Source organism: Serratia sp. SSNIH1 (assembly GCF_002935055.1).
In the GTDB taxonomy this organism is placed as follows: domain Bacteria; phylum Pseudomonadota; class Gammaproteobacteria; order Enterobacterales; family Enterobacteriaceae; genus Serratia; species Serratia nevei.
This window is the reverse complement of sequence record NZ_CP026383.1, coordinates 2,931,297-2,956,356: the sequence shown is the minus strand read 5'-3', so window position 1 is coordinate 2,956,356 and position 25,060 is coordinate 2,931,297. Positions and strand designations below refer to the sequence as shown.

The window sequence follows — 25,060 nt, the reverse complement described above, 5'->3', positions numbered from 1 at the left end:
CTATTCCGACGGCGCGGACAATAGCCCCCGTAAAAATACCATCAGGATTTTTCCGTACGGCTCACCGCCTTGCATGGCTTTCTGCAATGCCAGTCCATGCGCCATGGCCATAAACGCCGCCGCTAATTCTTCCGGCTCTGCCGGCGGCGTTTTATCCAAGTGATCAAACAACGCTTCCAGCGCTGACGCTATCGCCGCCTGATGATGTCGCCAGATTTTGTTATATTCGGCGGCAAACGTTGGGCTGCGCCGCGCATGAAGTTGCAACTCGACCGACAGCATGCCCCAATCCACGTCCAGATTCAGCGTCGCCGCCCAGGTTTCCAACGCCGCCAGCACCTGCTTCGGCGTACGTGCATCGGATTGCGTCAAACTCGCCAATTGCCCCGCCTCCGCCTGCATATGGCGTTGTAAAAGCGCCAACAGCAGTGCCTCTTTGGTGGCAAAATTAGAATAGAACGCGCCCTGTGAATACCCCGCCTGACTCGCGATATCTCGTATGGAAGCCGCACCGTAGCCGTTGGCGATAAACAACTGCCTGGCGGTTTCTATAAGCCGGTCGCGGGTTTGCCGTTGGCTCTCCTCACGCGTTAAACGTTTTTTCGTCGTTTTCATTGAGATAGTTCCCTTTCTCTGCCGTAGAACAGCACTCAAGATATCACTTGATATTTTTAATGTCCGCCACTAATTTAAATATCAACTGAAATCCGAATAACTATTGAGATTTTAAAATGCAAAAAACAAAAACGGCTTTCGTCACAGGCGCTACTGGGCTACTCGGTAACCATCTGGTACGCGCCCTGTTGGCGCAAGGGTGGCATGTTCGCGCGCTGGTGCGCTCGGATGAAAAATGCCGGCGGCAGTTCGGTGAAGCTCCTGAGATTGAGCGAGTCACCGGAGATATGCTGAATGTGGCCGCTTTCGCCGAGCGCCTGACAGGATGTGACGTTCTGTTTCACACCGCCGCTTATTTTCGCGAAAACTACCAGGGCGGCAACCATTGGGACAACCTGCACGCCGTCAACATCGAAGGGACGAAGTGCTTGCTGGAACACGCCCGGTGCGCGGGCATTCGACGTTTCGTCCACACCTCTTCCGTCGCCGTATTAGCTGGAGAAGCCGGGCAGTTGCTGGACGAGACCTGTCTGCGCCGTGAGGAAGACGCCGATGATTACTACCGCAGCAAAATTATGGCCGACCACGCCGTACTCGACTTTTTACAACGGTATCCCGATATGCACGGCAACATGGTATTACCGGGATGGATGTGGGGCCCCGCTGATTTAGGCCCCACCTCTTCGGGGCAGTTAGCTCGCGACGTCCTGCTCGGTAAATTGCCGGGCCTGATTCCAGGCAGTTTTTCAGTGGTCGATGCCCGCGATGTGGCGCTGGCGCTGATCTGTGCCGCCGAGCGTGGAGAGCGAGGGGCGCGCTATCTGGCGGCAGGAAGGCATATCTCCATGCAAGCGCTGGTGCAGATGTTAGGCAAAATCGCCAATGTCAAAACGCCAACTCGCGTTTTACCCACCCCGCTGTTGTACGCGCTGGCGACAATGCAGGAAGCCTATTCCCGCCTCAGTGGCAAGCCTATCCTGCTGAGTCTGGCGACAGTAAGGTTGATGAGGCAAGAAGCCGACCGGTCCCATTACAATTCGGCTAAAAGCGAACGCGAACTCGCGCTGAGCTTCAGACCGCTGGAGCAAACGCTCGGTGATACGTTGAGCTGGATCCACGCCAACGGATTTTGACGTCGTATGGCCTGTCCATCCTGCGGTATCGCTGCTACTGTTTGATGCGTTCATCCCTCTTCAGAAAGGAAGCGCCATGTTCAGTCATATTACCGTCGGCGTCAGCGATCTGGACGCTGCCGCCGCATTCTACGACGCCATTCTGTTGCCGCTGGGATTACAGCGGCGGGAAGTGACGCCGGACGGCGGTCCCGCCGCCCGCTGTTGGGTGATGCCGGGGCAAGCGCTGCCGCGTTTCTATGCCTACCAACCCTTCGACAGACAGCCCGCCAGCGCCGGCAACGGCAGCATGCTGGCCTTTCTCGCCGCCGATGAGCTGGCGGTCAAGCGCGCCTACGCCGCCGGCCTGCTGGCGGGCGGCTGCAGTGAAGGCGAACCCGGCGAACGCGCGCACTACGGCAAAGGCTATTTCGGTGCTTACCTGCGCGATCCCGACGGCAACAAGGTGCATGTGGTTTACCGGGGAGATCTCGCCTGATGAAATGCTCGGTTTACATCGCCACCAGCGTGGACGGCTTCATCGCCGGAGCGGACGGCGACATCGACTGGCTGCTGCGGCCCGAGTACGCGGTTTCATTGCTCAACGGGCTAAGCTATGAGGCGTTTATCGCCGACATCGACGCGCTGGTGATGGGGCGCCATACCTATGAGAAAGTCCGCGCCTTTCCCGAGTGGCCCTATGGCGAACTGCCGGTGGTGGTGCTGTCGACGCAACCGCCCGCACAACAAGATACCGCGCACGTTCGCTGGATGACTGGCGAACCGGCGGCCATCGTGGCGCAGCTGGCCGAGCAAGGCTGCCGTCACCTGTATATCGACGGCGGCCAGACCGTTCAGCGCTTCCTGCAGGCCGGGTTGATCGACGAGATGACTATCACGCGCGTGCCGCTGCTGCTGGGCGGCGGCATTCCCTTATTCGGCGCCGATGGCCCGGAGCAGCGCCTGCGCCTGCTCGCCGTCACCCCCTCGGATAACGGGTTCGTGCAAGAACGCTACGCGGTTCAGCGCGCGTCGTAACGCAGCATCAGCCGGCGGCCGCCGAGGGCGATGAGCAACGCCGCCAACGCCAACAGCGCCGCCACGCCGTAAGTCACCTGCATCCCGTAAGCCGCGGCGGCCGCCGCGCCCGCCACCCGCTGCGAAGCCAGATAAAACAGCGCCCCCATCGCCGAAGCGCCGGTGATCGCCCCGAGGTTGCGCGCCAGGTTCACCATACCGGCGATAAGCCCACGTCGCTCGGGAAACAAATCCTTCATCAACATGGTGTTGTTGGCCACCTGAAACAGCGCATAGCCGGCGGTCAGCAGCGCGATGGGCGCTACATAGCCGAGCACGCCGACGCGGCTAAGCAGCGACAGCAACGCCGCACCGGCGGCCACCGCCGCCAGCCCAAACTGGGCGATGCGCTGCGATCCAAAACGATCCACCAAATAACCGGCCGGAATGCCGGTCAGGATCGCCACCGCCGGTCCCGCCGACATCACCAGCCCGACCTGCGCGGCGCTTAGCCCCAGCGCGCGTGACAGATAGAACGGCCCGACCACCAGCGTGGCGGTCATGACCGTCATCACCAGCGCGCTGGCCGCCAGCCCCGCCGTCAGGGCCGGATGACGGAACATCGTCGGTGCCAACAGCGGCGAGGCGGCGCGGCGTTCCACGCCGATGAACAGCGCCCCCGCCAACAGCGCCCCCAGCATCAACGCCAGGTTGAGCGCGCCGAAATTGCCGCGCCCGAGGGTCATCGCCAGCGAATAGCAGAGCAATGCGCCGCCCAGCAGTAGCGTACCGGCGCGATCGAACGGTTCCTGGCGCGCTGCCGGGCGTGCCCCATCCGGCAAGTATCGCCAGGCGAGCCACAGCGCCAACAGGCCCAGCGGCAGATTGATCAGAAACATCGCCCGCCAGCCGAAACCGGCGATCAGCGCGCCGCCCAACGACGGCCCCAGCGCGGTGCCCACTGCCGACATCGTGCCGAGCAGCCCCATCGCGCGGCCGATTTTTTCCGTGCCCAGCGCCTCGCCCGCCAGCGCCATGGCGATCGACATCATGACCGCGCCCCCCAGCCCCTGCGCCAGGCGCGCCGCCAGCAGCAGCCAAAGCTGTGGGGCCAGCGCGCAAGCCAGCGAAGCGGCGGTAAACAGCGCGATGCCCGCCAACAGCAGGCGGCGGCGATTAAGGCTGTCGCCCAAGCGACCGATGCCGATGATGCAGGTGGTGACGGCCAGCAAATAACAGAGCAATACCCACTGCACCGCCTGGAACGAAGCATGGAACGCGGTGGCGAGCGCCGGCAGCCCGACGTTGGCGATGCTGATGCCGAGCGATGACAGCAGCATGCTCAGAGACAGTGCGGCCAATATGCCGCGCACGCCCTGCGGCGAAGGATGGGATAACATGATAAACACTCCTGACATAGACTGAGGATTAGCCTATGCCAGGGGTTGGGATGGCGGAAGACGCACGACATGCACTGTATCCATGCGTCTGACGCCTTATCTGCCGCGAACCGTTACCAGGCGGCGATTTCTGCCTCGGTGAGCGGCAGAGCTTGGGTGACGCCGGTTTCCGCCGCCAGGGTGGCCGCCTCCAGCACCGCCATCACCGCCAGCGCCTGCGGGGCGGTAACCGGGTTGGCCCCGACGCCGCGCAGCGCGTCGCGGACCTGGACGTAATATTGACGCTGGTCGCCATCCGGCGTCGGCAGCGTGCGCACCGGCTCCGTGCCGATAAACAGGCTCATCGCGTCGTCGTCTTTGCCCCACTCCGCCGAGCCCGGCGTCACGCCGGCCAACAGTTGGCTCTCCTGCCCGTCGGCGCGCGCTTTGACCACGCTGCCTTTCTCGCCGTGTACGGTAAAGCGCGCCACGCCCCCCGCCACCAGCATGCTGCCGTGCAGGATCACGCGGTGCGTCGGGTAGTTGAGCACCACGTGGGCCCAGTCGTTAACCTGCGCGTTGGGGCGCAGCGTGGCGATGTTGGCCTGCACGCTGTGTGGCAAACCGAACAGCTGCAGCGCCTGATCGACCATGTGCGGCCCCAGATCGAACCACAGCCCGCTCCCCGGCAGGTTCTGTTCGCGCCAGCGCACCCGCACTTCAGGGCGGTAGCGATCGATGTGCGACTCAAAGTGCGTCACCTTGCCGATCAGCCCCTGTTCGATCACCTGCTTCACGCCCAGGTAGTCGCTGTCCCAGCGGCGGTTCTGGAACACCGACAGCAGACGATCGTGTTTTTTCGCCGCCGCAATCAGCGTGCGCGCCTGCGCCAAATCCAGCGTAAACGGCTTATCCACCACCACGTGCTTGCCCGCCTCCAACGCGGCCAGCGCCAGCGGCGCATGGGTGTCGTTCGGCGACGCGATCACCACCAAATCCACCTCCGGCCGGCGGATAGCCTCCAGCGGATCGGCGATCACCTGCGCGTGCGGCAGATCGGCATGCACCTTGGCGGCATCGCGCGAAGCCACCACGCTCAGGTCCAGCCCCGGCACCGCGTTAATCAGCGGCGCATGAAACGCCTTGCCGACGAAGCCGTAGCCAATCAGCGCCACCTGCAACGGTCGTGCGGTATCGTTCATCAGTGTTCTCCTCTAGCGGTCGTCGGCGACGACACAAAGTTCAATCAGTGATTGTTCGTCCAGGTTGTCCCACGGGCGATCGGTAAACAGCCGTTGGACCTGCGCCAGATCCGCAACGTGATGCGGTTCGCAGCGATCCAGTTTCATATGGTCGGCCACCAGCCAGCGCTCGCCGCTGTTGGCCAGCATGGCGCGTTTGACCTCAGCATCGGCCTCTTCGCCGGCGCTCAGCCCCAGCTGCGCATGCACCGCGCAGGCGCCCAACAAGGCGATGTCCGCGCGGTAGCGCGCCAACAACGCCAGGGTGGCGCCGCCGGCGAACAGCCGCTGGCGCGCATCCCACTGGCCGCCAAGCAGGATCAGGTTGATCTCCGGCCTGTCGCTCAGGCACTGCGCGATATCCAGCGAAGCGGTGATCACCGTGGCCGGCCCACGCAGCGCCTGCGCCACCGCCAGCAGCGTACTGCCCGCATCCAGCATCAGGGTGCTGCCGGGTGGGATCTGCGCGGCCACCGCGCGGCCGAGCCGCTGCTTGACCTGCGGCAACAGCGCCGCACGCGCCTGGCGCGGCATGTCGGACGGTTCGAGCGCGATCGCCCCGCCGTGATGTTTCTGCGCCAACCCTTGCCGCTCGAGATCGGCCAGATCGCGGCGCACGGTATCGACCGAAACGCCGATGGCGCCGGCCAATTCCGCCACCGCCGCCTGCCCGCGTTCGCTGAGCAAATCCAGTAAATGGCGCTGTCGTGCCGCTTTGTGCATGGGTATATTCCGCAATAAAAAGCATAAAACAGCAATATACAGCAGAAAACAGCATCGGAGAAGCCGCAATGATGCGCACCGGAGATCAAACATCTTTTCGCCTGTGGGACGATGATGAAGGCATAACGCATAACAATCCGGAGAAGTGATGAGCATCGATCTGACGTTTGAAGACCTGAGCGCGCGCGCCGTGCAATACAACGCCCGCGCTTCGGTGGAAGATTTTGACGCCTGCATGGCGCGCGGCCTCGACGTCCAGCTGCTGGCCGATCGCCACTGCAACCACTTTACGCTGGTCAACGAACTGGCCGATGCGGAAAGCGCGATGTTTCGGCAGGTGATGGCGATGATTGACGCAACGCAACCGTAGCCTGCCGTTGCAGCCACAGCCTGGCGGCGATCGCGATCGCCGCCAGTGCGGCAAACATGGCCCCACACAGCAGGCTGCCCTGTAGCCCCCAGGCAGCGATAAACCAACCGCCCACCAGCGACCCCACCGCCACGCCCAGGTTGATAAAGGCGATATACAGCCCGGTGGCGAACGCCGGCGCCTGCGGCGCTTCGGAGGTCAGCCAGACCTGCGTCACGATCAAACCGCTGGTGTGCGCCGCCCCCCAATACAGGCAAAGTGCCGTCATCGAGCCGATATTCGCGCTGCCGTAGCGATACAACAGCGCATAAGCCGCAATCAAGGCTATCGGATGCAGCAGCACCGTCACTGCGCGGTGGCGGCTCAACCACTTGCCGGCCAACAGGTTGCCCGCGACGCCGCCCACACCGAACGCCACCAGAAGCCAGCCGATGGCGGCGTCGCCAATACCGGCTTCACGGCTGAGGTACTCGGCTGCGTAAGCGTAGACGGCAAACATGGCGGCAAAGATCAGTACGCAGGTAATGATATTCAACCACAGCGTGCCGCTGCGCAGGATTGCCAACTGCTTGCCGTAGCTGAGACGCTGCACGGCCGCATCAGGCAAGCGCCACAGCAATCCCAGCGCCGCCAGAAGGTTGACCAGCGCGCAAAATCGGAACGATGCCTCATAGCTGAACTGCCCGGCGATCCATTGCGTCAGCGGTATGCCCAATACCATCCCCATGCTGGTGCCGATAAACGCATAAGCGGTTGCTTTGGTGGCCAGATGCGGCGGATAAAGCGCCGCGGCCGCCACCATAGCCAGTGAAAAGTAGATCGGATGAAACAACGCCGGCAAAATACGCAGCAGCATCAGCATGGCAAAGCTGTCCGCCTGAGCGGCCAGCGCGCTGGCTGCCGCAAACACGGCCAACGCGATCAACAACATGCGTTTGCGATTGAACCGCGACGCCAGCAGCACCAACAGCGGCCCGAACAGCGCAATGGTCAGGGCGAAGACCCCGACCAGCCAGCCGGCCTGCGCCGTGGAGATGCCATAGCGCGTGATGATCTGCGGTAAAATACCCACCACGCCGAACTCAATGCAGTAAACGCCGAACAACCCCAGCGCGATGAAGAAAATCGGTGGCATCAGGCCCATGACGGCACTCCCGTGGCGGCATAAACCGCCTGACAAATCTCGCCGACAAAGGCGCCGGACATTCCTTCCAGCGCCGTGTTGGTAAACGCCACCACGCTGAGCTGCCGGGCAGGATCGACGAACCACGAGTGGCCATAGGTGCCGCCCATCCGCCAGCTGCCCACAGACTCCGGCGTTTGCGCGGCGACGGGATCTTTCAGCACGGTGATGCCCAGGCCGAAGCCGCGCCCTGGCCAAAACGGCATCGGCAGATCGCCGATTTGGTTGGTGGTCAGCGCCGCCACCCAATCGGTTGGCAGTACCTGCCCGCCCCCCTGGCGCAACGTTTCCAGCAGGCGCAGGAAATCCTCCGCCGAACCGACCATGCCGGCGCCGCCGGAGGCGTACGCCTGCGGATCCAGCGCACGCGCCGGCGACAGATGAAAACCGGCGCTGCCGTCGATGAAGGGTAAACGATCCGGCTGGCGCAGGCGGCGTGGCTCGCCGGGATGGTCAGCGTAAGCGGCCGCCAGGCGCGCGGCGTCCACCGCCAGGAAATCGGTATCCGTCATCGCCAGCGGCCCGGTCACCCATTTTTTGACCGCCTGCGCCAGCGGCAGGCCGCTCGCCCGTTCAATAACCGCGCCCAACACATCGGTGGCGATGGAATAACGCCACTCCGCGCCGGGCGGTGCCAGCAACGGCGCGGAAGCAATGCGCCGCACATTTTCCGGCAGGCTGACCGCCGCCTCATCCATCCCGTCGGAGACGCCCAATCGTGCGTAGCATCCGTCTTCCGGCTGAAAAAAGCGGTAGCTTAACCCGGCGGTATGGGTCATTAAATGGCGCAGCGTCAACAACGGGACGGTGCCGTCCGCCAGCCGCGGACGAAAATCCGGCAGCCAGCGGGTAACGGGATCGTCCAACCGCATGTCTCCTCGCGCCATCAGCGCCAGCGCCGCCGTGGACACGATCGGTTTGGACACCGAAGCCAGCCGAAACAGCGTATTGCACGCCATCGGTTTGCCCGCTTCGCGATCTGCCATGCCCGCCGCGCGTCGATAAACAATCTCACCGCCCTGCGCCACCAAAACGACCGCGCCAACCAATCGTTTTTCGCGCAAGGCTTTCTCTATCGCGCCGTCGATCGCGTTGGCGAAGGATCCGTATTCACTCATCTTTATTGCTCCAGGTAGTCAGCCCATGCTGTCGCCACCGAGCATAGAGCGTGGCGATTAACGGAAAAACAGGCTAGATTTCCTTTCATAGCGGACAATTTCGTCCTCAATGAGGCAAGCAATGGATAATCTGTCTGGGGTGAGCGTCTTTGTGCAGGCCGCGGAGACGCTGAGTTTCGTTGAGGCCGGCCGCGTGCTCGGCATTTCTGCCTCCGCGGTGGGGAAAAGCATCGCCCGCCTGGAAAATCGGCTGGGTGCACGCCTGTTCCACCGCAGCACGCGCAGCATGACGTTAACCGCCGAAGGCCGGCTGTTTCTGCTCCGCTGCCAGCGTATTCTCGGGGAATTAGCGGCGGCGGAACGGGAAATCAGCGATACGCACAGCGCGCCGCGCGGCAAGCTGCGTGTCAGTTTGCCGTTGGTGGGCGGCCTGTTGAATCCGGTGCTGGCGGAGTTCGTCCGGCGTTACCCGGAGATTGAGCTGGAAACCGATTTTTCCGACCGCCGGGTCGATGTCATCGAAGAAGGCTTTGATGCCGTAGTTCGCGTCGGCGAGACCGAGGACTCACGGCTGATGAGCCGCCAGCTGGGCACGTTTCATCTGCAGCTGGTGGCCTCGCCGGATTATTTGCGCCAGATGGGGATCCCGCATCAACCGGCGGAACTGCAAGGCCATGCCTGCCTGCTGTACAAATTTCCCTCGACCGGCAAAGTGGAACCCTGGCCGATCGCCGGATGGGAAAAGCTGCTCGCCGAGGGTATCAACACCCGGCTGGTCTGCAACACCGTCGATACCCTGATTTACCTGGCGGAAAGCGGCCAGGGCATCGCCTGTTTGCCGGATTTTGCCGTGAAGCGCGCACGGGAACAGGGGCGATTACAGCAGATATTGCGCGAGCATAGTCACCACAGCGGCAGCTTTAAAGTCCTGTGGCCTTCCAGCAAGCACCTGACGCCGAAACTCAGGGTGTTCATCGATACGCTGAGCGCCCGACTTTTTCTGGAGTAGAGGGGGATTTACGCTATGAAGCAAGGAGGGTACAGGATAATTCGGAGGGGAGCCGGAGGACGAGAACCGCCCCCTGGCGTGCCATCAGCCGTTTTTGCGGCCGATAGCGGAAAAGACGTTGAACACTTCACCCAGGCCGTAAATCGCGCCGAGCAAGACGGCTACCATTACCGGCACCAGGACCACCACGGTGGCCAAGCTTTCAATCATTTCTAACATCGTTCTCTCCTGGTTTATAAGCACAGCGAATCTGCGCCGGAAGAAAAGGTTTCCGGCCAATCGGTTGAGTATCGTGGGGAGGCAGTCTAAAACGTGAGCTACATCACACTTGATGCGAGCTAATGTAACTTACACAATTACATTAAAGCAATGCAAAAAATGCTCTGCGCGTAGCGGGAATTGGCGAGGGTTTTTATTGCGTATCCGCTTGATATTGCGGTGAACAAGGGATAAAAGGATAGCCTGCGCGCCGCTCGACCTGCCCGGCCATTTCGGCGATGCTGGTTTGCCCCAGGCTGGCTTCCAGCGCGTGACCGACGCGCGCGAACTCTTGCTCCAGCACCGGGGTAATCGCGTGGCCGATATAGCACGCATCGTTAGGCCGGGTACGGTGCAGCATAAAATACGGCTGATCCTCTACCGCGCGATACACGTCCAGCAGCGAGATCGCTTCCGCCGGCCGCGCCAGCAACGCCCCGCCGCCTTGCCCCATCTGTGAATAGGTCAGCCCGGCCTCCGCCAGCGCGCCGAGGATGCGCCGCACCACCGTCGGGTTGGTGTTGACGCTGCGCGCGATATCTTCAGAACGCACCGTCTGGCCGCGACACAGCGTGATGTTGGTCAGAATATGGATGGCAACGGCAAATCGCGTAGAGGTAGACACCTTGGCACCTGCTCAGAGTTTCGTTTATATCGGATTAAAACATAAGGAAAGCGTATCAATTTCCGGTAATACACATAATGAGTAGGGACAATAAGAATGTCAACCTGCCCCCGCCCGATGGCGGCGCCGGCTCACGCTTCGGTGCGGATCTCCGTCACTTTATCGGGATAAAATGCCAGATAATCCTTGATCGCTACCACGGCGTTGTAGGGCATTTCATAACTCCAGGCCACATTGGCCTCCTGCGCGCCGTTAAGCACAAGGGAGAAATAACTGCAGTCGCCCTTATAAGGGCAGCATGACGTGCTCGTTTTTCTGCAACAGCGCCCGATTCACATCCTCACGCGGAAAGTAAAACACCGGCGGATAGGTGGCTTCCTGCAGGATGAGCACGTTGCGGCTGTCGGCCAGGGTCTGACCGGCTGTACGCACAACAACCCGCGCCGGATGGCGGGTCAAGGTGATTGGGTGGTCCGGGCCGGGGATTTTCACCGGTTTGCCGGAGGCGGAAACGAGATCGGACATGGCGTCCTCCAGAGTGTGCGCCCCGCCCCCGCGAGGCGTCTTTCCAGTATAGACCCACGATTTTACCGGCGGCCGCACATTCGGCGAGCAAACGCTTTTCACCGCCGCAAAATTAAGAATTTTTACCTGTTCGATTTTCTTACGGAGGAATACATTCATCCCAACTTCTACCGGCAGGTTAATCGGATTATTTTTAATCCATTAATCAGTCAATTTACCAGGAACTCATTATGAATATTAAACGTGCCGCAGGTGTGTTGGTGGTGGTGATGGCAACGCTTTCCGTTACCGCATGTGGGCATATGTCCAATCGCGATCGCAACACGGCGATCGGCGCGGGCGTGGGCGCCGTCGGCGGCGCGGTGCTGACCGACGGCAGCACGCTGGGCACCCTTGGCGGCGCAGCGCTCGGCGGCATTATCGGCCACCAGACCAGCCGTTAATCATCCCGTCAAAAATAATCTCTGCAGGCCGATGCTTTTTAAATCCATAAGCGTCGGCCTGCGCTTTTATTTAACCGCTTAACTTTCTCAGTGTGCGAAAATAATAAATAACGTTAAGCGCAGCTTTATTATTCATTAGCCTGCATCGGAAGTATTTATTGCGCCGGCAGCCTGAAACGCGCCATCGCTTTTTCTAACCGTTCCGACTCGCCCTGCAACAGCTGCGAAGCCTCGGTCACCGCGTTCACCACCGTGCCGGTTTGCCGCACCACCTGATTCAGCGCCGAGATGCGCGCCGTCACGTCCTGAATGCTCTCCCCCTGATTGAGCGATGCCAGGGAAATGTCCCCCATCAGCGCACTGCATTTGTTCACCAGATCGATAATCTGGCGCAGGTTGCCCGTCAGTAGCTCCACCGCCTGCGAACCTTGATCGATTTGCTGCAGCGAACGGTTGATCAACTGCTGAATATCGCGTGTCGAATGGCTGCTCTTTTGCGCCAACAGCCCCACCTCTTTGGCCACGATGGCAAAGCCGCGGCCATGAACGCCGGCGTGCGCCGCCTCGATTGCCGCATTCAGCGCCAAAATATTGGTCTGGAACGCCACGCTGTCGATCAGCGCGACGATGCCGCGCATCTTGGCCGATTGGTTGACGATCCCTTGCATCGAAACATTGACGGTTTGCATCATCTGTTCACCGGCGCCGGCGCACTGCCGGGCCTGTTCGGTTCGTTGGCTGGCCTGCTGCGCGTATTGGCCGTTTTCCTCCACCCGCGCCGCCAGCTGCTGCACCTGCTCGGTCGCCAACTGCAATTCGCCGTTCTGCTTCGCCGACTGCGCCGTCAACTGTCGATTGCCGTCCGCCAGCCGCCCGACGCCGTTCAGGATCCCGCTCGCCGCATCGCGTACCTCGCTGACCAGGCGCTGCAGGCCGCCCTGCATGTGGCCAATGCTGGTCTGCAGCTGGCGCATCTCGCGGTTGAATGCCCGCTCAGGCGGCAGCGGCCGCGAAAGATCGCCGGCGGCCAGCACATTGAGGTGCGCGATCGCCCGCCGCAGCGGCGCGATCACCCAGCGAGAGACGCCGACCCACACCCCCACGGCGATCAGCGCCAGCGCGGCCAGCGCGCCGAGCGCAAAGGTCCTGGCCTGCTCCAGCGCCGCCAATTGCCGCACGTTGACATCATCGCCACGCCGTTCTTTCAGCGCCTGATAAGCGAGGTACTTCTCGTTAAAATCCGCCTGAAACGCCTGGATCGGCACGGCGAAAAACGCATCGATACTGCTGCCCTGCAACCCTTGCGCCTGCTCTTTCAGGCCGTCATAGAACAGGCGGTAGCTGTCTTTCAGGGCGCCCGCCGCCTCGGGCGCCTCCGCGCTCAAGCGCTCGAACTGGACGAAGGCCTGCTCTGAGGCCTGCAGCGCCGCCAACGATTCATCCAGCAGGCTGTGCCAACTGCCGTCGGAGCCGGTGGCTTTGTCCTGCAGGTAATAGATGCCCGCACGGTTCAAACTGTCGCTGGCCGTCAGCAGCGACAGTCTGGCGCGATCCATCGTCGCCTGCTGGCGATGCAAGCCGTTGCCCGCCACCAGGTTAGCCTTGGCGTCGCGCAGAATATTGGAAATAAATACGGTGGAAAACAGTTGCAGCAGAGAAAATAGCGCAATAACGCAAATTACGCCGCTTAATAAGCCCATGCTCTTGCCGAAGCCAAACGCGCGCGGCAGCGCCGCCGCAGATTTTACCCTGCGGCCCAGTGTCAGTTTTATGTTCATGATTTTTAGTCAGTAATACCAGGATGCCGCGAGTCTAACGGGCATTGATGACACTAATATTTCAGCCTGCTCTGTGCCGCCCCCGCCGACCTAGACAACCCAATAATCGGTATTGCTCGTCAACTCTCATTTTTATTTCTTGACTTGTTTAATACCGGATTTATAGTTTTCCCATAAAAAAATAAACAAAGTTTCATATATTAACCGGCGCTGAATTTAATATATTAAACGCCCGATAAAATCGCCTCAAATATAAAACCGATGAGCGTAAGCACCCTGTTCACAGGTGAAACTCGCTCGCCTTAATAAACAGTCTACTTTCTTCAGGGGCCAGGCATGCGCAAGATTACGCTTTGTTTTTTCCTTGTTTCACCAGTGAGTTATGCAACCGTCGCCGCAATACCCAACGACGCTGCCGCCACCGTGGTGCCGGTAAAAAAAAGCCGTCCGGCATTTCCGCATATTCATTGGCAAAGCGAGGATAATAAAAAGAATATTGATATCGGCGGCGCACTGCGCGCCAATTATCGCTATGAAGACTGGCACAGCAGCAATTATCGGAATCCTCCGCATTTACGCTTTGACGCCTTTCGCATCGATGCCGCCGGCCAGGTAAACGATGCGTTTTTCGATAGCGGATTCTGGTTTCAGGATCGGCGCAAATACGCCATCGACCGCGCCTATGTCGGCTACCACCTGTCTGAGCGCTCCGCCGTACAGCTCGGCGCGCCGTTCAAACCGTTCGGCCTGATGCCCTACCCGCAGTTCGGCTGGTCGTACGGCATTCCGTTTTACCTCGGCTTTGGCGTCAACACCGGACTGGGCGCCAAATACCAATACCAACATGACGATTGGGCCTTCGACGCCGCCTACTACCCGCGCATGATGCCGACCGGCGTGCGTTACGCCCCCGACGTCGCCAGCTACGACGATCTGAAGAACACCAACTATGCGTCACAGCACCTGCAGCGCAACGAAAAACGCGATCAGGTAAACCTGCGGCTGACGCGCGCTTTCCATCAGGGCGGCTGGAACAATGAGCTCGGCGGTTCGCTGGCGGCCTCGCGGCTCTACAACCAGGCGACCGGCGATAACGGCAGCTTCTGGGCGGCAGGCTTACATACGCTGGTGAATTACGATCCCTGGCATCTGTCCGGCCAGGTGATCCGCTACGGTTACGACGCCAAAGGCCCGGCCGGGGCCAACAATTCGGTGATCCTGATGGGGGGCAACGGCCTGACGCCGGCCTATCTGATCCCGTCGCAGGCCACCACCGCCGCCATCAACCTGGCGCGCGACGTCGACGTGCCCTGGGGGCCGGTGAAAAAGCTGCGGTTCTACAACGATTACAGCGTGCTCTGGAAGGACAGGCACGGCGGCTCCGACTCTAAAATGAACACGCTGGGGGTACAAGTATTCGCCATGCCGGTGATGCTGTGGGTGGATCTGACCTGGGCGCAGAACGCCAACCCGTGGGGCGGCGTAGAAAACGCCACCGGCTGGACCGGCACCCAGTCCCCCGGCAGCAATAAATGGTATTTTCGCACCAACGTGAACATCGGTTACTACTTCTAAGCGCGGCGGGATCTACACTGAAGTATCGCCGCCAACCGGAGAAACCACGATGCTGAGCGCACAAACGCTGCATGTTGCCATCAACCGCCCTTGTGACGAAGTGTATGCCTTTCTCAGCCAGCCGGAAAACTTCCCCTTGTGGGCCAAAGGGTTAGCCAACAGCTTGCGGCGGGAAGATGAAGACTGGGTGGCGGACACCCCACAGGGGCGGATCCGCATTCGCTTCAGCGCGCCGAATGCCTTCGGCGTACTGGATCATTGGGTGACGCTGCCGGACGGCGGCGTGGTCTACGTGCCGCTGCGCGCGCTCGCCAACCGGCGCGGCACCGAGGTGATCTTCACCCTGTTCCGCCAGCCGGACATGGACGATGCGATGTTCGCCCGCGACGCCGAGCTGGTGAACGCCGATCTGCAGGCGCTGAAGCATTACCTTGAGTCCAGCTAACCGCTTGTTGGCACATTTATTTCAATGAAAGACAGCAATTGCGTTCGGTAAAGTAAATGTTGTTTTTAGATGTTGATATAAATATTAATCAATGAATCAGGGCCTATCCATAATGAAATCTGCCGTAGACGTTATACCCACAAATTAATACTCTCATTAGCGCTCGTCGTGTAACGGCAAGCATGAAACTCTATTTTCATTAATTAAGGAAGAATGATGAAGTTATCAAATCTGATGCTGCTCACAGCGATTTTAGCCACCACCGTTAGCCTCCCTCTCACCGTTAATGCTACCGAACGCCCGGCAGGCTACTGCTCAAGAATCTACTCACCGGTACCTTATATCACCAAAGAAGGTAAAACTATTCAGGCACCCAATGCTTGCGTAGCGAAATGGTGGGCAACCCAAGGGAAATAACGCGTAAGTCAGACTCGTTGCATTAAATATTGGGTCAGAGATTCTCTGGCCCAATATTTCCCGCTTAAATCATTACCCCTTGACCGACGACACCACGTTAAGCGGCTGGGCATCCGGCAGAATATTCATGTGCTCCAGCACCTGGGCCATGATCTTGCCGAACACCGGCCCGGCCACCGAACCGCCGAAGTGCTTGCCGGCTTTCGGGTTGTTGACCATCACCACCAGCGCCACCTGCGGATCGCTGGCCGGCGCCACGCCGGCGGTGTAGTTGATGTAGCCGCCGTCGTATTTGCCGCTCGGGCCCATTTTCTCGGCGGTACCGGTTTTGATCGCCAGCCGGTAGCCCGGCACCGCGGCGCTCACCCCGCTGCCGCCCGGCAAGGCGTCGCTCTCCATCATATGCACCACGGATCGTACCGTATCCGCCGGCAGAATACGTTGCCCCATCACCGGCGGCGTCACCTTGGTGATCGACAGCGGCCGATAAATGCCGAAGGAACCGATAGCGGCGTACTCGCGCGCCATCTGCAGCGGCGTCACGCGCAGCCCATAGCCGAAGGAGAAGGTAGCGCGTTCGATATCGGCCCAGCGTTCACGATGCTGCGGCAGATAGCCGCTGCTCTCGTTGCCGATGCCAAGCTCGGTCGGCCGCCCCAGGCCAAAGCTGCGATAGACCGCCGGCAGCACCGTGGCCGGCAGCGCCAGCGCAATGTGCGATACCGCGATGTCGCTCGATTTTTGCAGGACGCCGGTGATGGTCAACTTCGACCAGTGGCCGACGTCTTTGATCAGGTGACCGTTCACCCGATACGGCGTGGTATCCAGCACCGTATCCGGCCGGATCAGCTTATGCTCCAGCCCCACCATCACCACCACCGGTTTCACCGTCGAGCCCGGTTCGAAGCTGTCGCTGCTGCACACGTTGCGTATGTCTTTCGCCGGGGTGCTGCCATAGTTGTTCGGGTTGAACGACGGGTAGCTGGCCATGCCGAGGATCTCGCCGGTGTCGATCTTGACCAGCACCGCACAGCCGGAATCGGCCTGGTTGGCCACCACGCCGTCGCGGATCTGCGCATAGAGCACATACTGGATAAATTTGTCGATGCTGAGCGTCACGTTCGGCGGCGGCACCGGATCCACGCTTTTTAGCACGCCGATCACCGCGCCGCTGCCGTCCTTCTGATAGACCCGCAGGCCGTTTTTGCCCTGCAACAGCGGGTTGAAGCCCAGCTCGATACCCTCCAGCCCTTGATTGTCCTGGCCGACGATGCCGATCAGCCCGGCGGCGTCCTGGCCCATCGGATAAAAGCGGCTGAAATCCTGCTCGGTGCTGACGCCGGTCAGATGCAGTTTGCTGATGTAGGCGGCGTTGTCGTCCTCCACCTTGCGCGCCAGATAGACGAAACGCTTGTGCGCGTTGCTCTGGATCAGATGCTGCACGTCCGCCAGCGGGATCTTCAGCACGTTGGCCATGCTCTGCCAGCGCTCGTTGCCGGTGTCGGTCTGGGTATCGAGAATGTGTTTCGGATCCAGCACGATGTCTTTGGACGACACGCTGACCGCCAGCGCCTCATCGTTGCGATCGGTGATCATGGCGCGGTTGGTCGGCACCACCTGGGTGCGGATCGAGCGCTGGTCGGCCTGATCCGCCAGCTGCTGGTGCTCCAGCAGCTGCAGATAGCCGACCCTGAACGCCAACAGAAAAAAACAGACCAGCATGCCGGCGCAAATCCAGCCGAAACGAACTGTGGAATAGGTTTTACCGCTTTTTTTTGTCGATGGCGCCACTGTTGTGTTAACCCTGCGTTTTTATTCGGTTTATGGTGTTATTTCAGTCTACCTTGCCGGAAATGGTCAGGAGATTGCAGTTTGTAAGAAAGTAAAAACAAACCGCATCACCGTTGCACATCCGCACTGTCGTTTAACTGCGGTTTACTTTGCGCCGGATTGCCGGGCTGCGGCGCGTTGGCCGGGTCAAAAATGTGGTCGAGTATCGCGCGGGCGGTCGGCCCCGCCACCACGCCGTCGCCGCCGCCGTTTTCCAGGATCAGCGCCATCGCCACCCGGGGGGTTTTGTAAGGCGCGAACAGCGTATAGAAGATGTGATCGCGCAGCCGCACCGGGATCATTTTGGCGTTGTAGGTCTGGTTTTGCTTCAGGCTGAACACCTGCGAGGTGCCGGATTTGGCGGCGATCTGATACGGCGCAGTGTGGAACAGCTTGTAACCGGTGCCGTTCGGCAAGTTAGCCATACCGTACATGCCGTTACGCACGATGCCCCAGTAAGGCGAGTGGGGATCGCCGATCTGCGCCGTTTGCATCGGCGGCTGGTAGCGCGTCACCCGATTGCCCTGCTGCAGCGAATACAGCAGATGCGGCGTTTTCACCTGGCCGTTGTTGATCAGCGTGGTCAGCGCTTTTACCATCTGGATCGGCGTCGCCACCCAATACCCCTGGCCGATGCCCACCGAAACCGTATCCCCCTGATACCAAATCTTTTTGTGCACCTTCAGCTTCCAGTCGCGGCTCGGCAGCACGCCGCGGTACTCTTCGTTCAGATCGATGCCGGTGGACTGGCCGTAGCCGAACTGGCTCAGCCAGTGGTGGATACGATCGATGCCCATCTCATACGCCACCTGATAAAAGAAGGTGTCGGCGGACTCCTCGATCGCTTTGGTGACGTTGAGCATGCCGTGGCCGGTTTTCAGCCAGTCGCGGTAGCGGCGTTCGGTGCCGGGCAGCGTCCAGGTCGGCGCACCGAAAAAGGTGGTGGTGGGTGTGATCACCCCGGCGAACAGCGCCGAAACGGCCATGTAGGGCTTCACCGTCGACGCCGGCGGGTACAAGCCCTGAGTGACGCGGTTGATCAGCGGCAAATCCGGGTTGGTCAGCAGCGTCTTATAGGCCTGATAGCCGATACCTTTGACGAAAGGATTGGGATCGTAGCTGGGGCTGGAGACCATCGCCAGGATGCCGCCATCGCGCGGATCTTCCACCACCACCGCGGCGCGCTGCCCCTTCAGCACCGATTCGATGTACTGCTGCAGCGGCAAATCCAGCGTCAGGTAGATGTTCTTGCCGGCCTTCGGCGGCTGCTCCTTCAGCAGGCGGATCACCCGCCCGTGGTTATCCACCTCCACCTCCTGATAGCCGGTGGTGCCGTGCAGTTCTGACTCGTAATAGGCCTCGATGCCCTGTTTGCCGATGTTGCGGTCGGCGGCATAGTTCTCGCTCAGCCCGGCCTTGTCCAGGCGTTTGAGATCGCTGTCGTTGATCTTCGACACATAGCCCAGTACGTGCGCCAGCTGGGCGCCGTAAGGATATTCACGCTGTTGATAGGTATCGATCGTCACCCCGTCGAAACGGTATTGATTGACGGCAAAGCGCGCCACCTCGGTGTCGCTCAGCCCGGCTTTGAGCGTCACCGGTTTGTAGCGGCTGTTGTGGTGCATGTCGTCGCGAAACGCGCTGATGTCCTCCGGCGTCAGGTCGACGATCGGCGTCAGCGCCCGCAGCAGCGTCGCCATGTCGCTGATTTTGCTGGGCGTGACCTCGATACGATACAGTGTCACGTTTCGCACCAGCGGAATGCCGTTGCGATCGAAGATCAGCCCGCGGCTGGGGGCGATCGGCAGCATCTTGATGTCATTCTGGTTGGAACGCGTCTGGTAAAAGCCGTGCTGGCGGATTTGCAGCCGGTAGAGATTGACGATCAGCGCGCCAAAACAGACCACCACCAGCGCCAGCGCTACGCCTGCCCGGCGGATAAACAGCCTCTCTTCCGCAGAGTGGTCGCGAATTTTTTCTTTTAACAGGGCCATGCGGTGCCGATACCTTTTGCGTCACATTTCCCCGCAAAATCAGGGAACTGAAAAGCCGGCAAGCATAGCGTTATCGGGCGCACCGCCCCATGAAAAGGTTGCTAATGAAATGGCATAACTGTTTCAGCATATTGGAATGTTACCGTCGGCGTTTTTTCACCGCGCTTCCCATTGAGCCGCCGTTCGCCCCAATGCTACAATGTGATCTTAATCACACTATTCCCGATATTCCCCCGCATTTCCCTGTCGGCGCCCTGCCGGATGCGGCTTTTTGTTACATAGGATCGAGTTCGATGAGTACCATTGCCACCGGTTTAGTCATGATGCGCTGGGAGTTGCTGAGCGCCGTGATGATGTTCTTCGCCAGCCAGTTAAACGTCGTTTGCCGTAAGACCAGCCGCAACGGCATGGCGTTCATGTTCAGCAGCCTGGGCCTGTTTACCGCCTGCTGGTTCGTGATGGGCCTGATGGGCATCCACCTTACTCTGGAAGCCTTCACCCAATTCTGGTCTTCGGCCTGGGATCGCTACGTGGACGTGGTCAGCACCATGCCGGTCGATTGGCCGATGCCGTAATCTCGCCGCAGGGGCGGCGCACCGGCCGCCCGCCGATTATTCCGTTTCCGTTGACGGTGCCGCCGCCAGCCGCGCCATCAAGGCCCCCGCCTCAATCAACAGCGCCTGCTCCCGCTCCGTTAAACAGCTCTCCATCGCCGCCAGCAGCCACGCCTCGCGCCGGCTGCGGCTTTGCTGCAGCAGGCCCAGCCCGGCGGGCGTCAGGCGCACCCGCACCCGGCGTTTGTCTTCGGCGTCCGGCGTGCGCACCAGCAAGCCATCGGCCTCCAGCTCACGCAAGGCGGCCGCCAGGTTAGAGGAGCGCATGCGCTCCGATTCCGCCAGCAGCGACGGCGTCGCCTCGCCGCCGTGGCGATCGATAGCCCCCAACAGCATCAGCTGGGCCCAGGATTTTTCGTCGCTGCGCGATTCGCGCCGTAAACGGCGCACCAGCGACATTAACTGCGTGCGCAGCAGCGTCACGTCTTCAGGATGATCTTTTTTCATTGGCATCAATCTAGCGTTCAGTTTATCCCTGCTTTACACCGCCGGATCGCGCGGTGCCCTTCCTGGCTACCGCGCCGCTCTGGCCTAACCTGGTTACCTATGATAATATAGCTATTAATATATAGCAAAAAAGACACTGCATCGGCAGGGTTACGTTTGCTCACGCATTTGCCCCTCGCCGATTAATTTGTAGTGTTATTATTACCTTGCTTAATAAAACCCTCCTTATTCAACGTGGTACGGTAAGCCGATGGAAGCGTGGAAAGTCAATCTGATCTCGGTCTGGCTCGGGTGTTTCTTCACCGGGCTGGCGATGAGCCAAATCCTCCCTTTTCTGCCGCTGTACGTCGAACAGCTCGGCGTCAGCGATCCGCAATCCCTCAGCCTGTGGTCCGGGCTGGTATTCAGCGGCACCTTTTTGGTCTCGGCAGTGGTGTCGCCGCTGTGGGGCAGCCTGGCCGACCGTAAGGGCCGTAAGCTGATGCTGCTGCGCGCCTCGCTGGGCATGGCGATCGTCATCGCGCTGCAGGGCCTGGCCACCAACGTCTGGCAGCTGTTCGCGCTGCGCGCCCTGATGGGGCTGACGTCCGGCTATATTCCCAACGCCATGGCGCTGGTCGCCTCGCAGGCGCCGCGCGATAAAAGCGGCTGGGCGCTGGGCACGCTCTCGACCGGGCAGATCTCCGGCGTGATCGCCGGGCCGCTCTTGGGCGGGCTGATGGCCGATCATCTGGGGCTGCGGGTGGTGTTTTTCGTCACCGCCGGGCTGATGTTCGTCAGCTTCCTGGTGACGCTGTTCCTGATTAAAGAGCGGCGCATCACGGTGAAAAAAGCGGATCAGCTGAGCGGCAAGGCGGTATTCCGGTCGCTGCCCTATCCGACGCTGATCGTCACCCTGTTCGTTTGCACCCTGATGATTCAGCTGGCCAACTCCTCCATCAGCCCGATCCTGACGCTGTTCATTCGCGAACTGTCGGGCAACGTCAGCAATATCGCCTTCGTCAGCGGCATGATCGCCGCCGTGCCCGGCATCGCGGCGCTGATATCGGCCCCGCGCCTCGGGCGGCTCGGCGATCGCATCGGCACCGCGCGCATCCTGATCGCCGCGCTGCTGTTCACCACCGGCCTGTTCGCCGTGATGGCCTGGGTCAATACGCCGCTGCAGCTGGGCATTCTGCGTTTCCTGCTGGGCTTCGCCGACGGCGCGCTGATGCCGGCGGTGCAGGCGCTGCTGCTGAAGTATTCCTCCGATCAGGTGACCGGGCGCATCTTCGGCTATAACCAATCCTTTATGTACCTGGGCAACGTGGTTGGCCCGCTGCTGGGGTCGGGCATTTCGGCGATGATGGGGTTCCGCTGGGTGTTCGCCGTGACGGCGGTGTTGGTGCTTTGCAATGCGCTGCAGCTGCGCCATCAGTTCAAAAAAGTGGAGAGTCAACGCGCGGGATAACGGGAAATGCGGGGAAACGCCTCAAGCAGTGGTGGGACAATGACGCCCATCAACCGTGCCACCACTGCCAAAGGCGGCCGTAGCCTACTCGACGCGGCAGGCATTTAATATTTATGTAAGTAAATAAAGTGTTGCGGGCGTGTTGAGGGCCGCCGCAGCGGCCCTTGCGGATCAGAACATGGTATTGTCGTTGGCCGATTTTTCCGGCACATCCTGATTGACGTCCCAATGCTCGGTGATTTTCCCCTGATCGTTCACCCGATAAATATCCACGCTGGCGGTGCCGCGATCCTGCGGGTTATTTTGGTATTTGACGTGAACGTAGACCAAATCGCCGTTGACCGCGCTGCGGTATATTTTGGCGCTGTACTGCGGGTTGTCCTTAAAGGTCTGGCTGAAGAAATCCAGGAACGGCTTGATGCCGTCGCCGACGAACGGGTTATGCTGCTTGTAGTTTTCCACAATCAGCCTCTGCGCTACGCCGATGTCATGGCGGTTGAAGAAGCCCGCGTACAGATCTTCCACCACCTTCAGCTTTTGCTGAGCATGATGATAACCGCCCTTGCCGGCCGATTTGTAAGACGCCGCCTGATCCGTTGACAGCGCCGGGTAACTCGCCAGCAGGCCGCCGACGATCGCACAGGTGATCAATGCCTTTTTCATAACTGCTCCTTATTTTCCTGAGTGACCTACGATTTTCAGCTGCCCTTTCAGATGGGTGAAGCTGCCGTCCTTGGCGGCGATGTTGGTGTACACCTCGCCGCGCTCGAAGTCCTCGATATGCGTCACGTTGTCGCCGGACTGCGGCTCATGCCAGTAGACCATGTAGACCTTCGGCCGAATCTCCACCGCGGTGTACTGTACGGTATCGGTGATGCCCTGCGACGCCTCGCCGATGCCGGTGAAGGTCATGGTCTTGTCATCGGTAAAATCCAGCTTGAAGGCGAAATCGCCAAAGGTCACCTGCACCACTTTACCAACCGCAATAAACTGCCCGTGTTTTTCCGTCATCGTCGCCGCCTTACTGTTTGTCAGGGAGGTTTGCGCCGCCGTAGCGGCAGGCAATGCCAGGGGGAAGGTCAGGGCTATCGCCAACGCGATACCCGTTCGCTTCACTGTTTTCATCGTTCCTTCTCCTTTCCGTGGTTGAAAACGAGAATCATTATTATTTCTTAACGGTTAGCGGAAATATAAGAATAATCTCTATTCCTATCAGGTACCTGGCGGCAAAAAAAAGACGGGGGGAAATCGCCGTAAAATGGCATGGCAATAGCGCGTTCTGGCCCTTGGTTTTTACGCAATGTACGGGATTACTGTTTTCAGGATGGGGGATAGTTCGGGGATTCGATAGGTCTATAGCGCAGATCGCTTTAAGCTAATGCGAATTTGTTCTTAAGCCGCCCGCCGCAGGGAAACAGCGGCGAACGGTGCGGCGTTTAACGCAGCCAGGGCGTATAGGTGACGCCGACCAGCAACCCTTCCGGGCTGAGCAAACGGGTAACGCTTTGCCCCCACGGCTCTTCACGGTTTGCGACCAGCAGCCGATAACCGCGATCGATTAGCCCTTGAGTGGCTAACGCCATGTCTGCCACGTCAAATTCGATCCACGCCTGCGGCGCCGCGAGATCCGCCGGCCAGCGATCGTCGCCAAAGCAGGACTGCGCCGCCTGCGCCAGCGGCCACAGGGCGAAGTGTTTCACGCCGTCCAGCGCACCCTGCTCGGCCAGCAGATAGCTCTCGTTGCCCGGCATCGGCTTGAGCGGCAGCCCCAGCGCCTCGACATAAAACGCCTTGCTCTCGTCGCTCTCACGCGTGATCGGCCCGAATCCGGCGACGAACAACACGCCCAAGCCCGCAAATTGTTGATCCATGCTTGCACTCCCTTCCGGTTAGCGCCCCTGCCGCACCTGCAGCGGAGCAAATCCATAGGCCGCCTTGAAGCGGTTGCTGAAATGGCTGGCGGAGCTGAAGCCGCACGCCAGCGCGATCTCGGTGATCGGCTGCTGGCTGTGCCGCAACAGCTGTTCCGCCCGCTGCAGCCGGGCGCGCATCACAAACTGGTGCGGCGCCAGGCCGGTGGCGTGCTTGAACATGCGGGCGAAGTGGTACTCGCTCAACCCGGCCTGCGCCGCCAGATCCGCCAGCAGCAGCGGCCGATCGAGGTGGTTTTCGATATATTCCCGCACCCGCCTGGCCACCGCAGGTGCCAGGCCGCCGCGCGCCTGCGGCAGTTTCCACTGCAGCTGGCTGTAGCGTTGGATCAGATGCGACATCAGCAGGTTAGACGCGCTGCTGAGTGCCAGCAGATTGGCGCTGTCCCGCCAGTCGCAGTTGAGCAAAAACTGGCGATACAGCAACGTGATCTGCGGATCTTCGCCGAAGCTGCGCGGCTCTACGTTGATCGCCGCCGGGCTGCGATCCCAGGTCTGCTCCGCCAGCTGCCGCAGATGCCCGTCGGTGCAATACAGGTGCACGAACGACAGATCGCTGCGCACGTCCCAGGTGGAGGCGTATTGGCGCGGCATGATGCAGAACCGATCCGGCCCGCCGCCGTTGCGCCAACCGCCCGGCACCTGCTGGTAGCACTCATAGCCGTCGGCGACGTACAGGCTCAGGGTATGGTGGTCGGCGCTTTCCTGCGTGACGCGATCGTTGCAGTTGGACCAGGCGGCCAGCTCCACGCCGGTGCCCAGCAGCACGCTGCCGTGCAGCCGCGCCTTGTGCTCACGCAGTGTTTCAAACGCCTGATAGTTGGACATCGCCGGCCCCGTTGTTCGACATGCCGACAGTGTAAAGAGTGGCGCCGCCGCATACCAGCCGCCGCCCCACGCTTTTGGCAAAAAAAGCGCAAGAATATGCAACTGGGCGCAAAGCGCTGCAAGCGCCGCCGCG

General features: G+C 60.5%; 29 protein-coding genes. 11 read left to right on the top strand and 18 right to left on the bottom strand.

Annotated elements, in window-relative coordinates; all coding sequences use genetic code 11:
• On the bottom strand, positions 1-615 hold the full coding sequence (locus tag C3F38_RS14355) for a TetR/AcrR family transcriptional regulator (protein ID WP_038872994.1): 615 nt from the start codon (positions 613-615) through the stop codon (positions 1-3).
• A 116-nt stretch (positions 616-731) separates the two neighbouring features.
• Here C3F38_RS14355 and C3F38_RS14350 point away from each other — a divergent pair, with 116 nt between their 5' ends.
• The 3 genes from C3F38_RS14350 (at position 732) to C3F38_RS14340 (ending at position 2,765) form a co-directional block, all read left to right on the top strand.
• Positions 732-1,748 (top strand): SDR family oxidoreductase, encoded by a 1,017-nt coding sequence (locus C3F38_RS14350; protein ID WP_055312828.1) that lies wholly within the window; start codon positions 732-734, stop codon positions 1,746-1,748.
• Between the two features lie 76 nt (positions 1,749-1,824).
• A complete protein-coding gene (locus C3F38_RS14345; RefSeq protein ID WP_055316902.1) occupies positions 1,825-2,226 on the top strand; it encodes a VOC family protein in 402 nt (133 codons plus the stop codon).
• Positions 2,226-2,765 (top strand): dihydrofolate reductase family protein, encoded by a 540-nt coding sequence (locus tag C3F38_RS14340; RefSeq protein WP_170310527.1) that lies wholly within the window; start codon positions 2,226-2,228, stop codon positions 2,763-2,765. The genes C3F38_RS14345 and C3F38_RS14340 overlap by 1 nt, the downstream gene beginning before the upstream one ends.
• Here C3F38_RS14340 and C3F38_RS14335 read toward each other — a convergent pair.
• From C3F38_RS14335 to C3F38_RS14325, 3 genes are all read right to left on the bottom strand, one after another.
• Complete coding sequence (locus tag C3F38_RS14335) at positions 2,750-4,144, bottom strand: MFS transporter (RefSeq protein WP_038872982.1); 1,395 nt, start codon at positions 4,142-4,144, stop codon at positions 2,750-2,752. The genes C3F38_RS14340 and C3F38_RS14335 overlap by 16 nt on opposite strands.
• A 113-nt stretch (positions 4,145-4,257) precedes the next feature.
• Complete coding sequence (locus tag C3F38_RS14330; RefSeq protein WP_055316900.1) at positions 4,258-5,325, bottom strand: oxidoreductase; 1,068 nt, start codon at positions 5,323-5,325, stop codon at positions 4,258-4,260.
• A 12-nt stretch (positions 5,326-5,337) separates the two neighbouring features.
• Entirely contained in the window at positions 5,338-6,087 is a 750-nt protein-coding gene (locus tag C3F38_RS14325; protein WP_038872976.1) for a DeoR/GlpR family DNA-binding transcription regulator, read from the bottom strand.
• Positions 6,088-6,235: 148 nt separating this feature from the next.
• On the opposite strand from C3F38_RS14325, the gene C3F38_RS14320 reads away from it, so the two are divergent.
• Positions 6,236-6,457 (top strand): hypothetical protein, encoded by a 222-nt coding sequence (locus C3F38_RS14320; protein WP_055316898.1) that lies wholly within the window; start codon positions 6,236-6,238, stop codon positions 6,455-6,457.
• Here the strand turns inward: C3F38_RS14320 and C3F38_RS14315 are convergent.
• Both C3F38_RS14315 and C3F38_RS14310 read right to left on the bottom strand, forming a co-directional pair.
• Positions 6,384-7,601 (bottom strand): MFS transporter, encoded by a 1,218-nt coding sequence (locus C3F38_RS14315; RefSeq protein WP_048233917.1) that lies wholly within the window; start codon positions 7,599-7,601, stop codon positions 6,384-6,386. The two genes, C3F38_RS14320 and C3F38_RS14315, sit on opposite strands and share 74 nt — an antisense overlap.
• Complete coding sequence (locus C3F38_RS14310) at positions 7,592-8,758, bottom strand: serine hydrolase (protein ID WP_047730721.1); 1,167 nt, start codon at positions 8,756-8,758, stop codon at positions 7,592-7,594. Before C3F38_RS14310 ends, C3F38_RS14315 begins: the two co-directional genes overlap by 10 nt.
• 121 nt (positions 8,759-8,879) lie before the next feature.
• Between C3F38_RS14310 and C3F38_RS14305 the strand changes: the two genes are divergently transcribed.
• A complete protein-coding gene (locus C3F38_RS14305) occupies positions 8,880-9,767 on the top strand; it encodes a LysR family transcriptional regulator (protein WP_047730722.1) in 888 nt (295 codons plus the stop codon).
• Between the two features lie 84 nt (positions 9,768-9,851).
• On the opposite strand, the gene C3F38_RS14300 is transcribed toward C3F38_RS14305, so the two are convergent.
• The 4 genes from C3F38_RS14300 to C3F38_RS26750 all read right to left on the bottom strand — a co-directional run bounded on the left by C3F38_RS14300 (position 9,852) and on the right by C3F38_RS26750 (position 11,334).
• Entirely contained in the window at positions 9,852-9,986 is a 135-nt protein-coding gene (locus C3F38_RS14300) for an AcrZ family multidrug efflux pump-associated protein (RefSeq protein ID WP_033643027.1), read from the bottom strand.
• Between the two features lie 193 nt (positions 9,987-10,179).
• Positions 10,180-10,650 carry an Rrf2 family transcriptional regulator gene (locus C3F38_RS14295; protein WP_055316896.1) on the bottom strand — a complete coding sequence of 157 codons (471 nt, stop codon included), beginning with the start codon at positions 10,648-10,650 and terminating at the stop codon, positions 10,180-10,182.
• Positions 10,651-10,781: 131 nt separating this feature from the next.
• Positions 10,782-10,910, bottom strand: a complete 129-nt coding sequence (locus C3F38_RS26755; protein WP_239667091.1) for a DUF427 domain-containing protein — start codon at positions 10,908-10,910, stop codon at positions 10,782-10,784.
• A 25-nt stretch (positions 10,911-10,935) separates the two neighbouring features.
• Entirely contained in the window at positions 10,936-11,334 is a 399-nt protein-coding gene (locus C3F38_RS26750; RefSeq protein ID WP_239667092.1) for a DUF427 domain-containing protein, read from the bottom strand.
• Positions 11,335-11,405: 71 nt separating this feature from the next.
• Between C3F38_RS26750 and osmB the strand changes: the two genes are divergently transcribed.
• Positions 11,406-11,618, top strand: coding sequence for an osmotically-inducible lipoprotein OsmB (gene osmB, locus C3F38_RS14285; RefSeq protein WP_004940700.1), 213 nt, complete (start codon positions 11,406-11,408; stop codon positions 11,616-11,618).
• Between the two features lie 155 nt (positions 11,619-11,773).
• On the opposite strand, the gene C3F38_RS14280 is transcribed toward osmB, so the two are convergent.
• Positions 11,774-13,318, bottom strand: coding sequence for a methyl-accepting chemotaxis protein (locus tag C3F38_RS14280; RefSeq protein WP_170310529.1), 1,545 nt, complete (start codon positions 13,316-13,318; stop codon positions 11,774-11,776).
• Between the two features lie 414 nt (positions 13,319-13,732).
• On the opposite strand from C3F38_RS14280, the gene C3F38_RS14275 reads away from it, so the two are divergent.
• The 3 genes from C3F38_RS14275 (at position 13,733) to C3F38_RS14265 (ending at position 15,833) form a co-directional block, all read left to right on the top strand.
• Positions 13,733-14,971 carry a hypothetical protein gene (locus C3F38_RS14275; RefSeq protein WP_094461351.1) on the top strand — a complete coding sequence of 413 codons (1,239 nt, stop codon included), beginning with the start codon at positions 13,733-13,735 and terminating at the stop codon, positions 14,969-14,971.
• Positions 14,972-15,020: 49 nt separating this feature from the next.
• Positions 15,021-15,416: a polyketide cyclase gene (locus C3F38_RS14270; RefSeq protein ID WP_055316892.1), complete on the top strand. Its 396-nt coding sequence runs from the start codon at positions 15,021-15,023 to the stop codon at positions 15,414-15,416.
• 213 nt (positions 15,417-15,629) lie between these two features.
• The gene (locus C3F38_RS14265; protein ID WP_223294866.1) at positions 15,630-15,833 is read left to right on the top strand and encodes a hypothetical protein; all 204 of its coding nucleotides are present in this window, start codon (positions 15,630-15,632) and stop codon (positions 15,831-15,833) included.
• A 72-nt stretch (positions 15,834-15,905) separates the two neighbouring features.
• Here the strand turns inward: C3F38_RS14265 and C3F38_RS14260 are convergent, their stop codons facing one another.
• Both C3F38_RS14260 and mrdA read right to left on the bottom strand, forming a co-directional pair.
• Positions 15,906-17,624, bottom strand: coding sequence for a penicillin-binding transpeptidase domain-containing protein (locus C3F38_RS14260; protein WP_038875183.1), 1,719 nt, complete (start codon positions 17,622-17,624; stop codon positions 15,906-15,908).
• Between the two features lie 107 nt (positions 17,625-17,731).
• Positions 17,732-19,657, bottom strand: coding sequence for a penicillin-binding protein 2 (gene mrdA, locus C3F38_RS14255; RefSeq protein WP_055316890.1), 1,926 nt, complete (start codon positions 19,655-19,657; stop codon positions 17,732-17,734).
• Positions 19,658-19,950: 293 nt separating this feature from the next.
• On the opposite strand from mrdA, the gene C3F38_RS14250 reads away from it, so the two are divergent.
• Positions 19,951-20,232 (top strand): YjcB family protein, encoded by a 282-nt coding sequence (locus tag C3F38_RS14250; RefSeq protein ID WP_033634498.1) that lies wholly within the window; start codon positions 19,951-19,953, stop codon positions 20,230-20,232.
• A gap of 36 nt (positions 20,233-20,268) precedes the next feature.
• On the opposite strand, the gene C3F38_RS14245 is transcribed toward C3F38_RS14250, so the two are convergent.
• Positions 20,269-20,718, bottom strand: a complete 450-nt coding sequence (locus tag C3F38_RS14245; RefSeq protein WP_038875187.1) for a MarR family winged helix-turn-helix transcriptional regulator — start codon at positions 20,716-20,718, stop codon at positions 20,269-20,271.
• 250 nt (positions 20,719-20,968) lie between these two features.
• Here C3F38_RS14245 and C3F38_RS14240 point away from each other — a divergent pair, with 250 nt between their 5' ends.
• Positions 20,969-22,168 (top strand): multidrug efflux MFS transporter, encoded by a 1,200-nt coding sequence (locus tag C3F38_RS14240; protein WP_038875189.1) that lies wholly within the window; start codon positions 20,969-20,971, stop codon positions 22,166-22,168.
• A 171-nt stretch (positions 22,169-22,339) separates the two neighbouring features.
• Here the strand turns inward: C3F38_RS14240 and C3F38_RS14235 are convergent, their stop codons facing one another.
• The 4 genes from C3F38_RS14235 to C3F38_RS14220 all read right to left on the bottom strand — a co-directional run bounded on the left by C3F38_RS14235 (position 22,340) and on the right by C3F38_RS14220 (position 24,927).
• On the bottom strand, positions 22,340-22,831 hold the full coding sequence (locus C3F38_RS14235; protein WP_047727596.1) for a nuclear transport factor 2 family protein: 492 nt from the start codon (positions 22,829-22,831) through the stop codon (positions 22,340-22,342).
• Between the two features lie 9 nt (positions 22,832-22,840).
• Entirely contained in the window at positions 22,841-23,293 is a 453-nt protein-coding gene (locus C3F38_RS14230; RefSeq protein WP_223294865.1) for a MoaF N-terminal domain-containing protein, read from the bottom strand.
• Between the two features lie 311 nt (positions 23,294-23,604).
• Positions 23,605-24,039 (bottom strand): glyoxalase/bleomycin resistance/dioxygenase family protein, encoded by a 435-nt coding sequence (locus tag C3F38_RS14225; RefSeq protein WP_047727598.1) that lies wholly within the window; start codon positions 24,037-24,039, stop codon positions 23,605-23,607.
• A gap of 18 nt (positions 24,040-24,057) precedes the next feature.
• Positions 24,058-24,927, bottom strand: coding sequence for a helix-turn-helix domain-containing protein (locus tag C3F38_RS14220; RefSeq protein ID WP_055313550.1), 870 nt, complete (start codon positions 24,925-24,927; stop codon positions 24,058-24,060).
• Positions 24,928-25,060 lie beyond the last annotated feature (133 nt).